12 protein-coding genes are annotated in these 15,128 nt (G+C 75.8%); 2 read left to right on the forward strand and 10 right to left on the reverse strand.

The genetic code is table 11. The features are described from left to right. The coding region (locus ABD994_RS29935) for a hypothetical protein (RefSeq protein ID WP_345424876.1) at positions 1-195 on the reverse strand (195 nt) is incomplete at its 3' end. Between the two features lie 5 nt (positions 196-200). Continuing rightward, positions 201-1,487, reverse strand: coding sequence for a phosphopyruvate hydratase (gene eno / locus ABD994_RS29940; protein ID WP_345424879.1), 1,287 nt, complete (start codon positions 1,485-1,487; stop codon positions 201-203). A 162-nt stretch (positions 1,488-1,649) separates the two neighbouring features. Between eno and ABD994_RS29945 the strand changes: the two genes are divergently transcribed. Next, positions 1,650-2,075 (forward strand): tetratricopeptide repeat protein, encoded by a 426-nt coding sequence (locus ABD994_RS29945; protein WP_345424882.1) that lies wholly within the window; start codon positions 1,650-1,652, stop codon positions 2,073-2,075. A 12-nt stretch (positions 2,076-2,087) separates the two neighbouring features. Here ABD994_RS29945 and ABD994_RS29950 read toward each other — a convergent pair whose 3' ends face one another. From ABD994_RS29950 to mfd, 8 genes are all read right to left on the reverse strand, one after another. Next, complete coding sequence (locus ABD994_RS29950; protein ID WP_345424887.1) at positions 2,088-3,005, reverse strand: lytic transglycosylase domain-containing protein; 918 nt, start codon at positions 3,003-3,005, stop codon at positions 2,088-2,090. A gap of 54 nt (positions 3,006-3,059) precedes the next feature. Further along, positions 3,060-4,427 (reverse strand): iron uptake transporter deferrochelatase/peroxidase subunit, encoded by a 1,368-nt coding sequence (efeB, locus tag ABD994_RS29955; RefSeq protein ID WP_345424894.1) that lies wholly within the window; start codon positions 4,425-4,427, stop codon positions 3,060-3,062. Beyond that, complete coding sequence (efeO, locus tag ABD994_RS29960; RefSeq protein ID WP_345424899.1) at positions 4,424-5,566, reverse strand: iron uptake system protein EfeO; 1,143 nt, start codon at positions 5,564-5,566, stop codon at positions 4,424-4,426. The genes efeB and efeO overlap by 4 nt, the downstream gene beginning before the upstream one ends. A gap of 68 nt (positions 5,567-5,634) precedes the next feature. Then, the gene (gene efeU / locus ABD994_RS29965) at positions 5,635-6,489 is read right to left on the reverse strand and encodes an iron uptake transporter permease EfeU (RefSeq protein ID WP_345424906.1); all 855 of its coding nucleotides are present in this window, start codon (positions 6,487-6,489) and stop codon (positions 5,635-5,637) included. 139 nt (positions 6,490-6,628) lie between these two features. Beyond that, entirely contained in the window at positions 6,629-7,540 is a 912-nt protein-coding gene (locus ABD994_RS29970) for a nucleoside triphosphate pyrophosphohydrolase (RefSeq protein WP_345424911.1), read from the reverse strand. Next, complete coding sequence (locus ABD994_RS29975; protein ID WP_345424915.1) at positions 7,537-8,523, reverse strand: hypothetical protein; 987 nt, start codon at positions 8,521-8,523, stop codon at positions 7,537-7,539. The genes ABD994_RS29970 and ABD994_RS29975 overlap by 4 nt, the downstream gene beginning before the upstream one ends. A 112-nt stretch (positions 8,524-8,635) precedes the next feature. Further along, positions 8,636-9,508 (reverse strand): hypothetical protein, encoded by an 873-nt coding sequence (locus ABD994_RS29980; protein WP_345424919.1) that lies wholly within the window; start codon positions 9,506-9,508, stop codon positions 8,636-8,638. A 107-nt stretch (positions 9,509-9,615) separates the two neighbouring features. Beyond that, positions 9,616-13,236, reverse strand: coding sequence for a transcription-repair coupling factor (mfd, locus tag ABD994_RS29985; protein ID WP_345424927.1), 3,621 nt, complete (start codon positions 13,234-13,236; stop codon positions 9,616-9,618). 557 nt (positions 13,237-13,793) lie between these two features. On the opposite strand from mfd, the gene ABD994_RS29990 reads away from it, so the two are divergent. Beyond that, a complete protein-coding gene (locus tag ABD994_RS29990; RefSeq protein ID WP_425550155.1) occupies positions 13,794-15,014 on the forward strand; it encodes a PQQ-dependent sugar dehydrogenase in 1,221 nt (406 codons plus the stop codon). The last annotated feature ends 114 nt before the right edge of the window (positions 15,015-15,128 follow it).

Consider the following 15,128-nt stretch of genomic DNA (forward strand, 5'->3'; position numbering starts at 1 on the left):
CGGGTGCCGGCGGCGGACGACCCGCTGCGGGTCGCGCCGCGGCCCCTGCCGGGCGCGGGTGCGTCCCCGCGGCGCCGAGGACGTCGTGCTCCCCCGCCCGCCGCGACCGCGTCCGCGCGACGTGCCGGAGCGCCCGGACGACGCGCGGTCGGCGCGGTCCTCCGGGCCGTCACCGGCACCGTCGCGGGCGGGCACGCCGCTCAGGCGTCCGGGTCGAACCGCGGGAAGGCGAGGTCGCCGGCGTAGCGGGCCGCGTCGCCGAGGGCCTCCTCGATCCGCAGCAGCTGGTTGTACTTCGCGACGCGCTCGGAGCGGGCCGTGGCGCCGGTCTTGATCTGGCCGCAGTTGGTGGCGACGGCGAGGTCGGCGATCGTCGTGTCCTCGGTCTCGCCGGAGCGGTGGCTCATCATGCAGCGGTAGCCGTACTGCTGGGCGAGGCTGACCGCGTCGAGGGTCTCCGAAAGCGTCCCGATCTGGTTGACCTTCACCAGCAGGGCGTTGGCGGCGCGGCGCTCGATGCCCTCCTCGAGCCGCTCGATGTTGGTGACGAACAGGTCGTCGCCGACGATCTGGATGCGGTCCCCGATGTCGCCGGTGAGCTTGGTCCAGCCCTCCCAGTCGTTCTCCGAGAGCGGGTCCTCGATGCTGACCAGCGGGTACGCGTCGAGCAGCTCGCCGTAGTACGAGCTCATCTGGGCGGCGCTGCGCGTCTCGCCCTCGAAGCGGTAGACGCCGTCGGAGAAGAACTCGCTGGCGGCGACGTCGAGGGCCAGCACGACGTCGCGGCCCGGCGTGTAGCCGGCGTCGCGGATCGCGGCCATGATCAGGTCGAGCGCCTCGCGGTTGTGCGGCAGCGAGGGCGCGAAGCCGCCCTCGTCACCCAGGCCCGTCGAGAGCCCCTGCTTCTTGAGGACCTTCTTGAGCGCCTGGTAGACCTCGGCGCCCCAGCGCAGGGCCTCGCGGAAGGACTCGGCGCCGATCGGCGCGATCATGAACTCCTGGACGTCCACCCCGGAGTCGGCGTGGGCGCCGCCGTTGAGGATGTTCATCATCGGCACCGGCAGCACGTGGGCGTTGGGGCCGCCGACGTAGCGGAAGAGGTCCAGCTCGGCGGACTCCGCCGCGGCGCGCGCGACCGCGAGCGACACGCCCAGCAGCGCGTTGGCGCCCAGCCGCGACTTGTCCGGCGTCCCGTCGAGGTCGATGAGCTTCTGGTCGACGACGCGCTGCTCGGCGGCGTCGATGCCGACCAGGCCGGGCCCGATCTCGTCGAGCACGCCGGCCACGGCCCGCTCGACGCCCTTGCCCAGGTAGCGGGAGTCGTCGCCGTCGCGCAGCTCCACCGCCTCGTGCTCGCCGGTCGACGCCCCGGAGGGCACCGCGGCGCGGGTCAGCGTGCCGTCGTCGAGCGCCACCTCGACCTCGACCGTGGGCGTGCCCCGCGAGTCGAGGATCTCCCGTGCGCCGACCTGCTCGATGACCGCCACGGACCATGCCTCCGAATGCTCGATCTCGCCGTGCCCGGGGCACGGCACGTCGCCCGCATCGTAGACGGCCGCCCCGGCCGGCCGGGCACGCCACGCACGGGGGTGAGCAGGCACGGCGCGGAGCCCTCGCGCGGTGCCCGGACGCGGCCTACGGTGGCACGGATGTCCGCTCCGCAGCCCGACCCCGTCGAACCGGACAGCCCTCGCGGTGCGGTGGAGGAGTTCCGCCGGGCCGAGGACCTCCTCGAGCGCCGCCGCCCCCTGGACGCGCTGAAGGCGCTCGCCCCGCTGCTCGAGACCGAGCAGGCGGCCGCGTCGGTGCACCTCCTGGCCGCCCGGGCGTTCCTCGCGTCGGCCCAGTTCCGGCGGGCCGAGGAGGGCTTCCTGCGCGTGCTGGAGCTGGACCCGTCGGACCACTACGCGCGCTTCGCCCTCGGCCGCACGCTGCAGCGCCAGAGCCGGCTCGTCGAGGCCCGCACGCAGCTGCGCATGGCGGCGGCGATGGACCCGCGACCGGAGTACCAGGAGGCCCTGGGCGAGGTCAGCGCCAACATCGCGATCCGCGCCGACCGCACCGGCGGCGCCTGAGCCCCCGCTGTCCTAGCCCTGGCTCGCCCGGGCGTAGGAGTCGGCGGCGGCGTAGACGCGGCGGCCGTACTCGTCGGAGTTGTTGTACGACAGCACCGCCGCGCGCCAGCCCGGACCGGTGGCGAGGTCGCGTCCGCCCGCGCACAGGTAGCGCCCGGCGGCCAGGGCCGCGTCGTCGATGTTGTTCGGGTCGGCGATGCCGTCGCCGTTGCCGTCGGAGCGCCACTTCGCCCACGTGGACGGGATGAACTGCAGCGGGCCGACGGCGCGGTCCAGCGTCGCGTCGCCGTCGAGGACGCCGCGGTCGGTGTCGCCGATGGTGCGGTTGCCGCTCGTACCGTCGAGCGGGACGCCGATGACGCGCGGGCTGACGTCGCCGTTGGGAGCGATCGAGGCGCCGCGGTAGCGCCCGTGGTTGGACTCGATGCGGGCGAGGCCCGCGATCGTCACCCACGAGAGGTTGCAGTCGGGCTGCTCCTGCTTCACCGCGAGGTCGGCCGTCCCGTAGGCCTGCAGGGCCCGGGCCGGGACGTCGACGCGGGACGCGATGCCGTTCGCCCAGCCGGCCAGTGTGCGGGTGCCCTGGGAGGGGGCGGGCGAGCCGCCGGGCAGGGCCAGCGACGGCGGGGCGAGCGCGTCGGGCTGGGCGACGGTGCCCAGCTGCACGGGCGCGGGCTCGACCTCGAGGGCGGGGATCTCCTCGGCCCCCGCGTCCTCGCGGCCGAACTCGCCCTGGCGGCTGACCAGCACGACCGTTCCGACGACCGCGACGAGCAGCACCACCACGAGCCCGAGCCGCCCGACCAGCGCGAGGCGCCGGCGCGGCGCGGGCGTCTCGGCGGCCTCCTCGACCCCACTGCGGACGGTCGACCGGCGGGGTGCCGGGACACGATCGCGGGAGCCCGGCGTGGGGTCGGTCGGGGCGCTCATCGTGGAGGGAGATTACGCGCCGGTACGACGCGTCCACGCCCGACCCCGAGGGGCTCAGCCGTCGATCAACCGCTGGCCCCAGTAGGCCCCGTCGGCGAGCCCGGGCGGGACCGCGAAGACCGCCGACCCGGTGTGCTCGATGTACTCCATCATCTTGTCCCGGCGGGCCAGCGCGCTCTGCATGGGCACGAACTGGCGGTGCGGGTCGCGCATGAAGGCGACGAAGAACAGGCCGGCGTTGAGGTGGCCGAGGCCGTCGCTGCCGTCGACGAAGTTGTAGCCACGACGGAGGATCCGCGCGCCGCCGTTGTTCTGCGCCGAGGCGAGACGGATGTGGGCGTCCCGGTCGATCGGCGAGCCCGGGCCCAGGTTCGGCGGGTCGAACTCCTGGGCCTGCCCGATCGGCGCGCCCTCCCCCTTGGTGCGGCCCGTCAGCGACTCCTGCTCGGCCAGCGACGTCCGGTCCCACGTCTCGACGTGCATCCGGATGCGGCGCGCCACCAGGTACGTGCCGCCGGCCATCCACGCGGGCCCCTGCGTCGGCGGGACCCAGACCTGCTGGTCGAGCAGCCCCGCGTCCTCGGCCTTGAGGTTGTTGGTGCCGTCCTTGAAGCCGAAGAGGTTGCGGTGGGTCTGCTGCGTGGTGGACGTCGACGACGTGCGCCCGAACCCGAGCTGCGACCACCGCACCGAGGTCGTCCCGAAGCCCGTGCGCACGAGGTTGCGCACGGCGTGCACGGCGACCTGGGGGTCGTTGGCGCAGGCCTGCAGGCAGAGGTCGCCGCCGGAGAACGCCGGGTCGAGCTGGTCGCCCTGGAACGGCGGCAGCTCGGCGAGCTCGGGCGGTCGCGGGACGCCGAGCTTGTCGAGCAGGCTCCCGCCGATCCCGAACGTGATGGTCAGCGCGGACGCGGGCAGGCCGAGGGCCTCCCCGGTGTCGCTGGGCGGGGCCTCCGGGTTGCGGTTCACCGCGCCGCCGGGCGCCGCCTCGGCGCCGGCGGTCATGCGCTCGGCCGCCGTCGTCCACCGCTGCAGCAGGCTGCGCAGCGACGCGCGGTCGACGCTGGTGAGGTCGAGCGCGACGAAGTGCAGCCGGTCCTGGGCCGGGGTGACGATCCCGGCCTGGTAGGGCCCGCGGAACGGGACCACGCCCCCGGACGGGTCCGGCGCGGGTCCGGGACGCGCCGCGGCGTAGCCCGCGACGGCGCCCGCGCCGGCCAGCGCGGCACCCGCCCCGGTCCAGCCGAGCAGACGCCGACGCGACACCCCGCGCGGCTGCTCGTCCCCGGACGGCGGCCGGTCGCCACCGCCCGGTCCCTGCGGCGGCGACCCCGCGGGCGCCGCCGGGGCGGTCGGGGCCGTCCCGGCCGCTCCCTCGGCGGGGGCGGACGGGTCGGCCCGGTCGGTACCGCTGCGCGTCATGCCGACACGAGGCCCGCGACCTGGCTCACCGGCTCGCCGAGCGCGTCGATCGCCTGGGCCATGCGCTGCTTGTCCTGCTCGGTCAGCGTCGGGTACAGCCGGAAGCCGTCACCGTCGCGGTACTGCTCGAGCAGGCGGTCGACGTCGCCGAAGCGGGCGTCGAGCGTCGGGCCGAGCGCGGGGTCGCGCTGGTCGATGGCCGGGCGCAGCGCCGCGATCGCGGCCTGCGAGCCGTCGACGTTGGCGCGGAAGTCCCACAGGTCGGTGCCCGAGTAGCGGTCCTCCTCACCGGTGATCTTGCCGGTGGCGACCTCGTCGAGCAGCTCCTTCGCGCCGTTGGCGAGCTGCACCGGGGTGAGCGCCACGGTCCGCGCGCGGTTCTGCAGGTCGCGCAGGTCGGTCATGAGCTGGTCGCCGATCGCGGCCGAGTCGGGCTGCAGGCCGGTGACCCACAGGTCCTTCTCCAGGCGGTGGTAGCCGGTCCAGGCCACGCCCGGGTCGCGCTCGTCGTCCTCGCGGCCGTCGACGCGCGGGTCGATGTCGCCGAACGACTCGGCCACCGGCTCGACGCGCTCCCAGTAGGTGCGCGAGACCGGGTAGAGCTGCTTGGCCCCGGCCACGTCGCCGCGCTTGACCGCGTCGACGAACTCCTGGGTGCGGGCGATCCCGGCGTCGATCTGCGAGTTGGTGTAGCGCTGGTAACCCGCCACCGCGCCGGCGAGCGTCGCGTCCTGGTCGGCCGCCCCGGGGACGTTGCCCGTGACGGTGAACGGCGCGCGGATGCCGTCGCCGACCATGCCCGGCTTGCACGCCGTCGTGTACTGCCCGCCCTGCGGGACCTCGACGAGCAGCTGGCGCGTCAGGCCCGGGCCGATGTTCTCGACCTCGCCGATGATCCGGTCGCCGGCGCCGTAGAAGTAGAACTCGGTGACCTTGGTGCCGGTGTTCTGCACCGAGAACGACACGGTGCCCGCCGGGGCCTCGGCGGTCGAGACCTCGCACGCCGTGTCCGACGCCCGCACCGAGATGGGGCCGCCGGCCCCTTGGCCCTGCGGGGGCGCGGTGCTCGTGCAGGCGGCGAGGGCGCTGAGCGCGACCACCGCCAGGAGCGCTCCGGGGACCAGACTCCTGCGGGACATCGTTCTCCTCCGTGGGGCGCGACGCTGCGCGCGGGGTCGAGCGGGGGCTGGGGCTGCGGGGCTGGGGGTCAGACCGTCGTGTCCGCGGTGTCGCCCGCGGGGGCCGCCGGCGCCGGGCTCTGCGGGCGCCGAGGTCGGCGCAGGAAGAGCGTCAGCACGATCGCGACGTAGAGCACCCACACCACCGCCTCGAGCACGGTGGTCTGCGGGGAGAAGTTGAAGACGCCCTTGAGCAGCGTCCCGTACCAGGAGTCGGCGGGGACGGCGGCGCTGACGTCGAACGCCAGGGTGTTCAGGCCCGGCAGGATGCCGGCCTCCTGCAGGTCGTGGACGCCGTAGGCGAGGATGCCGGCGGCGACGAAGACCAGCAGGACGCCGGTCACGGTGAAGAACTTGCCGAGGTTGAGCTTCACGGCGCCGCGGTAGATCAGGTAGGCGAGCAGGACCGCCACCACGATGCCGGCGAGGAAGCCGATCAGCGGGCCGGTCGTCTCGCCCGCGGCCTGCGCCGCGGCGAAGAAGAACACCGCCGTCTCCAGGCCCTCGCGCCCGACGGCCAGGGCGGCCATCACCACGACGGCCGCGGAGCCCATGGCGATCGCCTTCTCCAGGCCGCCCTCGAGCTCCGCCGCGATCGTCCGGCCGACCCGGCGCATCCAGAAGATCATCCAGGTGACGAACCCGACGGCGACGATCGACAGCGACCCGCCCAGGGCCTCCTGCGCCTCGAAGGTCAGCGCCTGCTGGCTCAGCGTCAGCGCGAGCGTGACGCCGATGCTGACCGCGATCGCCACGGCGACGCCGAGCCACACCTTCGGCAGCTCGCGGCGCCGGTCGGTGCGCACGAGGAACGCCACGAGGATGCTGACGACGAGCGAGGCCTCGAGGCCCTCCCGCAGTCCGATCAGGGCGTTCCCCAGCATGGCGTCCTCTCGACCCGAACTCAGGCGACCCTCACCTGGCGTGAGGTGAGGCTAGCCTGAGGCAGCCGACCGAGGGAAGGGACCATCGACCCGACCCCCTGTGATCACGGTCGGTGGCCGAAAAGTCCGTTTTGCCCGATCAGGCGGGCCAGTGCCGGCGCCATGACCCGTCCGCGGACGGGTCCTCCCCCGCGGCCCGGGCCGCCGCCTCGGCCCCGCGCACCCGGCGCGCCAGCTCCGCCGCCGCGGCCCGCAGGGCGCCCTCGGGGTCGGCGTCGCCGCCCGCGGCGATCCGCGCGTAGAGCGGGTCGTCCGACGCGGCCGCCAGCAGGTCGTCGGGCACCCCGGCACGGCGGGAGCGCGACAGGTACTTGGCCACGAGCGCCGCAGCGGGCTGGGCGGTGGCGACGCCGTCGAGGGCCGACTCACGCCGCTTCTCGACGGCCTTGAGCTCCTCCCACCGGACCTGCTGCTCGCCAGGGGTCATCACAGCCCCGGTGATCACCTCGCCGTCGCCGAAGACGTGCGGGTGCCGCCCGACGAGCTTGGCGACGAGCTCGCCCGCCACCTCGTCGATCCCGAACGGGTCGGCGGCGTCCTCCTGCGCGATGCGGGCGTGGAAGAGCACCTGCAGCAGCACGTCGCCGAGCTCCTCGCGCACCGCGGCGCGGTCGTCGTCGGCCACCGCGTCGTAGAGCTCGTAGGTCTCCTCGACGAGGTAGCGCAGCAGCGACCCCGGCGTCTGCGCGGCGTCCCAGGGGCAGCCGCCCGGCGAGCGCAGCCGGTCCATGACCCGGACGGCCTCGAGCAGCTCGGCCCCCGCCGGCGCACCGGCCGGACCCGGCACGAGCTCGACGACCGTGCCGGCGGCCGTGGTCTTCGGGAGCGGGGCGTCCGGGCCGACGGCGCCGAGGTCGCGGGCGAAGGCCGCCGCCACGTCAGCGGGCAGGTCGGGGTGCAGGCGCACCTGGTCGGCCGCGGCGACCGCGCGGACCGCCGCGGCGGGCAGGACCGCACCGAGCCGCGGGTCGACCGGGATCCGCTCGGTCACGGGGCCTGGGTGCGCACCGGGAGGACGACGCCGGCGGCGCTCGGGCTGTCGACCACGTCGAGCTGCGTCGGGTCCCAGGCGCCGTAGCGCGGGCTGACCTCGACGCCGAGCTCGAGCGCCAGCGGCTGGAGCTGGCGCAGCCCGAAGCCGAACATGGTGTCGTCGTCGACCGCCGCGGCCGGGGTGACGCCGGGGCCGTTCGGCGGCGCGTCGAGGGTCCGGCGGCTGACGTGGATGACCGTCCAGGGGCCCTGCGCGGGGTCCTGGGCGCTGCTCTGCGAGCCCCCGCCCGGGGTGATCGAGACCGTGCCCTCCGGCAGCCCGAACAGCACCGACGACGCCGACGACCGCAGGCCCGCGCCCTGGTCCGCGCCGGGGCGCAGCGTCAGGCCGGTGGCGCCCTGGCCGCCCGCGCCGAACAGCTGCGGCGCGCGGGCCGGGTCCGCGGCCACCCGCGCGGCGAGCGCCTCGGCCGTCGCGCGGTCGGGCGTCGAGGTGTAGTCGATGGTGACCTGGAGGCGGTCGAAGACCCGCCGGCCGATGTCGCCCGCCGCGAGCTGGTCGGCGACGAGCTGGCGGACCGTCGCCGGGTCGAACCCGCTGCCCGCCGCGGCGCCCTCCGCCCCACCGGCGCGCGCCAGGGCGGCGTCCACGCGCTGGGGGGTGACCACGATCCCGTCGCGGCGCGCCTGCTCGGCGATGAGGTCGTGCAGCACCCGGACCGTCACGAGCCGCCGCGACTGCTGGGCCAGCAGCTGGGGCGGGATCGGCGCCCCCGGCGCGATGCCCGACGCGGCCCCCTGCTGGTCGACCGCGACGCGCAGGTCCGGCGCCGCGGTCCGCAGGCCGGCCTGGATCTCGTCCACGGTGACCACCTGGTCGCCGACGACCGCCGCGGCCCCGGCCCGGTTCGGGCCCGTCCCGCACCCGGCGAGCACGACCAGACCGACCACGACCGCGACCAGCGGGAACAGACGACGCACGGGCGTCACCTTCTCACCCGCCCGGCCCCCTCCCCCGCCCGCCCCGGGTGATCAGCTCGCCCTCAGGGTCACCGAGAAGATCGACAACGACTGCAGGGGCGGGCTCGAGCGCTCAGAGACCGAGCTTGCGACGCATGCGGGCCGCCAGGGCGTCGAGATCCCGCATCTGGAGAGAGGTCACGCGGACGACGTCCCAGCCGAGCTCGTCGAGACCGGCCTCGCGCTCGAGGTCGAGTCCGTGGCCGACGATCGAGCGGTGCTCCGGGCCGTCGTACTCGAGGGCGACGGGCCGTCGGCCTGGTCCGGGCTCCGGCCAGGCGAGGTCGAGGCGGGCGGCCCGCCCGTTCGGGAGGCGGACGGGGTGCTGGGGCACGGGCGGCGGCACACCCCGCAGGACGAGGCCCACCCGCAGGCGGCTCTCGGGCAGCGACTCGGCCCGCCGGTCCATGAGGGAGACGACGCGCCGCGCGCGGAGGAGCCCCCGCGCCCCGGGATGGGCGGCCACGATCGCGGCGAGCTCCCCCGGCCCGAACCTCCAGGCGTGCGCGAGGGCGTCGACCGCGGCGACGGCGTCGGGGAGGGTGCCGCGGCGCGCGAGGTCGATGGCGGTGCGTTCCGGAGTGGTGAGCCGTGACCGCCACTGCCGGCCGATCTCGTCGGGCGGCAGGACGTCCACGCGCACCCGGACGCCGGCCGCTCCCGGCCGCCGCCAGCTGGTCAGGATGATCTCGTCGGCGTCCCACGGACAGTCGACGCCCCAGCCGAGGGCGGCCGACGGTCCCGCGACGACCGCGTCCAGGCCACCCCAGACGGCGAGACCGCGGACGCGCACCGAGATGTCGAGCGGCACGTCGGCGCCGACGTAGGTGTCGGGCCGGAGCGCGACGAACTCGTGGCGGCGCAGGCGGGACCACGTCACCTCGCCGGCCGCGACGGCGAGGGAGCCGCGGAACGGGTCCGCGGTCCGGGAGGTCTTGGGAGGCACACCGGGTTCGACGCAGCAGACGGCCCCACGGATCCCTTCCGATGGTCAGCCCGCCCCCACGGTCGCCGCGGAGATCGACAGCGACCGTGGGGGCGGGGTGATCAGCGTCAGGTGGTGGCGGCCGCCACCGGGGCCGGGAAGAGCTGGGTGAACAGCTGCTCGAGCCAGGCCAGCAGCTCCAGGTCGCGCAGGGGGGCCGCACCCATGCGCACGGGACCCTTGCCGTCCTGGCCCGCCACCGGGCGGGGCAGGGACAGCGTCCGCGAGGCGGGCTTGTACTGGGCGCGCGGGTGGAGGCGCTTGACCCGCATCTGCGCCGAGTCCGGCAGGTCGACCGGCGCGAGACGGATCTGGTTGCCCTGGCCCGCGACCTCGGTGATCCCGTGCCGGCGGCAGGCCTGCCGGAACGCGGCGACGGCGAGCAGGTTGGTCACCGGGGTCGGCGGCTCGCCGTAGCGGTCGACCAGCTCCTCGCGGACCGCGTCCAGCGCCGCGGCGTCGCCGGCCTCGGCGATCTTGCGGTAGACGTCGAGGCGCAGCCGCTCGGTGTCGACGTAGTCGTGCGGGACGTGGGCGTCGATCGGCAGGTCGACGCGCACCTCCGCGAGCGGCTCGTCGCCGCCCTCGACGTCGGTGTGCGCCTTGAAGGCCTCGACGGCCTCGCCGACCAGGCGCACGTAGAGGTCGAAGCCGACGCCCGCGATGTGGCCGGACTGCTCGGCGCCGAGGATGTTGCCCGCCCCGCGGATCTCGAGGTCCTTCATGGCCACCGCGGTGCCCGCGCCCAGCTCGGAGTGCTGCGCGACGGTGGCCAGGCGGTCGTGGGCGGTCTCGGTGAGCGGCTGGTCGGCCGGGTAGAGGAAGTACGCGTAGCCACGCTCGCGACCACGCCCGACGCGGCCGCGCAGCTGGTGGAGCTGCGAGAGCCCGAGGGTGTCGGCCCGCTCGACGATCAGGGTGTTCGCGTTGGAGATGTCCAGGCCGTTCTCGACGATCGTGGTGCAGACGAGCACGTCGTGCTCGCGCTCCCAGAACTCGTTGACCGTGCGCTCCAGGCGCTCCTCGGCCATCTGCCCGTGCGCGGTGACGACGCGCGCCTCGGGCACGAGACGGCGCACCCGCGCGGCGGCGTCGTCGATCGAGCTGACGCGGTTGTGGATGTAGAAGACCTGCCCGTCGCGCAGCAGCTCGCGCCGCACGGCCGCGGCGACCTGCTTCTCGTCGTAGGCGCCGACGTAGGTCAGCGTCGGGTGCCGCTCCTCGGGCGGGGTGAGGATGGTCGACATCTCGCGGATGCCGGCCAGGCTCATCTCCAGGGTGCGCGGGATCGGGGTCGCCGACATCGACAGCACGTCGACGTGCGCCCGCAGCCCGGTGATGTGCTCCTTGGCCTCGACGCCGAAGCGCTGCTCCTCGTCGATGACCACCAGCCCGAGGTCCTTCCAGCTGACCCCGGTCTGCAGCAGCCGGTGGGTGCCGACGACGACGTCGACGCTGCCGTCGGCGAGGCCGCGGATCGTCGCGTCGGCCTCCTTGTTCGGCGTGAACCGCGACAGACCCTTCACCGTGATCGGGAAGTTGCGCATCCGGTCGGTGAACGTCTGCAGGTGCTGCTGGGCGAGCAGCGTCGTCGGGACGAGGACCGCGACCTGCTTGCCGTCCTGCACCGCCTTGAACGCCGCCCGCACCGCGATCTCGGTCTTGCCGTAGCCGACGTCGCCGGAGATGACGCGGTCCATCGGGACCGCCTTCTCCATGTCGGCCTTGACCTCGTCGATCGCCGACGCCTGGTCGGGCGTCTCGGTGTAGGGGAACGCGTCCTCCATCTCCCGCTGCCACGGGGTGTCGGGCGCGAACGCGTGGCCCGGCGCGGCCTGGCGCGCGGCGTAGAGCTGCACCAGCGAGGCCGCGATGTCGCGGACCGCCTTGCGGGCCTTCGACTTGGTCTTCGACCAGTCCGACCCGCCGAGCTTGTTCAGCGTCGGCAGCTCGCCGCCGACGTAGCGGCTGACCTGGTCGAGCTGGTCGGTCGGGACGAACAGCCGGTCCGACGCCTGGCCCCGCTTGGAGCTGGCGTACTCCAGGACCAGGTACTCGCGCGTGGTGCGCGCCGGGCCGGTGCCCGTGGTCCGCTGGGTCATCTCGACGAACCTGCCGATGCCGTGCTGGGCGTGGACCACGAAGTCGCCGGGCTGCAGCGTCAGGGGGTCGACGGCGTTGCGCCGCTTGACCGGGGCGCGCTTGACCGTGCCCTCGGTGCCCGGGCGGGTGCCGGTGAGGTCGGCCTCGGTGACGACCACCAGCGGCGTCGCCCCTGCGGTGACGCCGTCGGCCAGCGCCCCGCGCGTGATCGTCACGACGCCCGGCTCCGGCGCCGCGGTCAGGCCCTCGGCGGCCAGCGCGACCGGGACCTCCTGCTCGCGCAGCTGCTCGGCGGCCCGCTGCGCGGTGCCCGCGGCGGGCACGACGAGCACGCCGACCCCGCCGGACGCGGCGAGCGCGCGCAGGTCGGCGGCCGCGCGGGAGACGTCGCCGCGGTACGCCTCGACGCCGGTGAAGCCGGGACGCAGCACGCGAGCGCCGTCGCGGGTGTGGCTGTCGTCCTCGACGTCGGGGTCGGTCGCCAGGCTGGAGAGCGTCCACCAGGGCCGGCCGGCCTTCGCCGCGACGGCGCGGACGTCGCCGAGGTCGCGGTACGCCGAGGCGCCGAGGTCGATCGGGGCGCGGCCGTCGGTGCCGTCGGCGGCGGCCAGCCAGGAGGCCTCGAGGAACTCCTGGCCGGTGCGCACGAGATCGGCGGCACGGGTCAGGACGCGCTCGGGGTGGCAGACGAGCACGTGCCCGCCCGCGGGCAGCAGCTCGGGCAGCAGCTCGAGCTCGGCGGCGCCACCCTCCCCGTCGAGCAGCGCCGGGATCAGCGACTCCATGCCCTCGGTCGGGATGCCCTCGGCGACCCGACCGAGCAGCTCGGAGAGCGCCTTGTCGCGGGTGTGCTCGGCGGCCAGCTCGGCGGCGCGGGCACGGACGGCGTCGGTGAGCAGCAGCTCGCGGCAGGGCGGCGCGACGACCTCGGTGGGCCGGGCGTCCGGGCCCTCACCGGGCAGCGAGCGCTGGTCGGCGACGGAGAAGCAGCGCAGCTCGGAGACCTCGTCGCCCCAGAACTCGACGCGCACCGGCGCGGCCGCCGTCGGCGGGAAGAGGTCGACGATGCCGCCGCGGACGGCGAACTCGCCGCGCTTCTCCACCATCTCCACGCGCGCGTACGCGAGGTCGACCAGCCGCTGGGTGAGCGCCTCGAGCTCGTACTCGGTGCCCTCGGTCAGCCGCACCGGCTCGAGGTCGCCGAGCCCGGGCACGACCGGCTGGATGAGGCTGCGGGTGGCGGTGACGACCGCGCGCAGCGGGAGGTCCGGGGTGTCGTCGGCCTCGGGGTGGGCCAGGCGGCGGAAGACGGAGACCCGCCGGCCGACGGTGTCCGCGCGCGGGGAGAGCCGCTCGTGGGGCAGCGTCTCCCAGCTCGGCAGGTAGGCGACGGCCTCCGGCGTCAGGAGCTCGGCGACCGCCCCCGCGAGCTCCTCGGCCTCCCGCTCGGTGGCGGTCACGACGAGGACCGGCACGCCCGCCCCGGTGTCGGCCTCCGCGGCGAGCGCGGCCGCGACGAACGGGCGCAGGCCGGTGGGGCCCTCGACCGCGGCGTCGCGCCCGGCGGCCGCCACCACCTCGCGCATGCCCGCGTCGGCCAGGACCGGGGGCAGGAGTGCGGCGAGGGGGGCGGACCCGGGGGTCGCGGGGCTCACGGGCGGAGCGGGGGCGGTGTGCGGCACGGCAGCAGGCGCAGCGGGCGACAACGGGGCGGGACCCTTCGACGGACCGTCGGGCACGCACCAGGGAGACGGGCGCGCCGGGGATGTCTCCAGGGTACGTGCGCCCCCCGACGCCCGCGGCCCGGTGGGGCACGGGGGGTGGAGGGCGCCGGCGCCCCGCAGCCGGCGGCCTCCGGCCCCGCGGTCCGTGCGTGCCCCCCGGATCGCACGGCTCCTCGGTGCCGACCAAAAAGTACCGCGCGGTTCGTTCACGGACAACTTCACGTGTGTCTCACCCGTGCGGCGCAGAACGGTGCGCCGGGCACCGAACGCCGGGGCGACACACGAACCGGACGGACCACGCGGCATCATCCCCCGGTGTGACCACCAGCCCGGCCCCCCGCCGGACCCCCAGCCGGACCCGCAGCCGGACCCGCAGGCGCGGCCGCCCGGCGAGCGCCCTGCTGGCCCTCGCGGCGCTGATGGCCCTGGCCCTGACCGCGTGCGGCGAGCGCACCGAGGGGACCTCCGCGGCCCCGAACGGCGGCGCCGGTGCGGGCGCCGCGCCCGGCTCCGGGACCCCCGCCCCGACCACCACCGCGCCGAGCGGCACCGGCCTGCGGGTCGAGACGGTCGCGGGCGGGCTCGCGAACCCGTGGGACGTCGCGTTCGTCGGCGGCGACCGCATGCTGGTGACCCAGCGCGACGGCTCGTTGTCGCTGGTCACGGGCCTGGGTCCGGGCGCCCGGGTGACGCCCGTGACCGCCGACCTCGGCGACGTCTACGCGCGCGGCGAGGGCGGGCTGCTGGGCATCGCCGCGGCGCCCGACGTGGCCACGTCGGGCGCGTTCGTCACCTGTCAGGACCACCAGGAGGGCGGCCGGCCGGTCGACATCCGCGTCGTCTCCTGGCGCCTGTCCCCCGACGGCACCCGCGCGGACCGCGTGCGCGACCCGCTCGTCGGCGGGCTCCCGATCAACCCCTCCGGTCGGCACTCCGGCTGCCGCCCGACGTTCGACCAGGACGGGATGCTGCTCGTCGGCACCGGCGACACCGCCCGCGCCACGATCCCCCAGGACCGCGGCTCGCTCGGCGGCAAGGTCCTGCGGATCGACCCGGCGACGGGCGGACCGGCGCCGGGCAACCCGTTCGCCGCGTCCGGCAGCGCCGCCGAGCGGCTCGTCGTCGGCTACGGGCACCGCAACGTGCAGGGCGTCGCCGTGCAGCCGGGCACGAACCGTGCGTGGAGTGCCGAGCACGGGCCCGACGTCGACGACGAGGTCAACGTCGTGGTCCCGGGCCGCAACTACGGCTGGGACCCGGCCCGGGGCGGCGAGAGCCCCGGGGGCTACGACGAGTCCGTGCCGATGACCGACCTCGACCGCTACCCCGACGCGGTCCCGGCCGCCTGGAGCTCGGGCGACCCGACCGAGGCGATCAGCGGACTGGCCTTCCTCGACGGCCCGGCGTGGGGTGACATGGCGGGCATGCTCGCCGTCAGCGCCCTCAAGGGCGAGAAGCTCTACCTCATGCGCCCGGGCACCGGGGCCGACGAGTCCCGCATCGTGTCGGTCACCGTCCCGGCGGAGCTCGACGGGCAGTTCGGCCGTCTGCGCGGCGCCCGCCTCGGGCCCGACGGCGCCCTCTACCTGACCAGCGACAACGGGTCCGACGACGTCATCCTGCGCGTGACGCGGGCGTGACCGACCGGCCGGGGCCCGGGTGGCCGCCGCCCGGCCCACCCGGCCGGGGCCGCCCTGGCCCGCCACCCGGCCCGCCGGCCCGGCGGCACCGGGCGGGTCCTCCGCCGCCGGGGG

It is taken from the genome of Actinomycetospora chlora (genome assembly GCF_039542135.1).
GTDB classification, from domain to species: domain Bacteria; phylum Actinomycetota; class Actinomycetes; order Mycobacteriales; family Pseudonocardiaceae; genus Actinomycetospora; species Actinomycetospora chlora.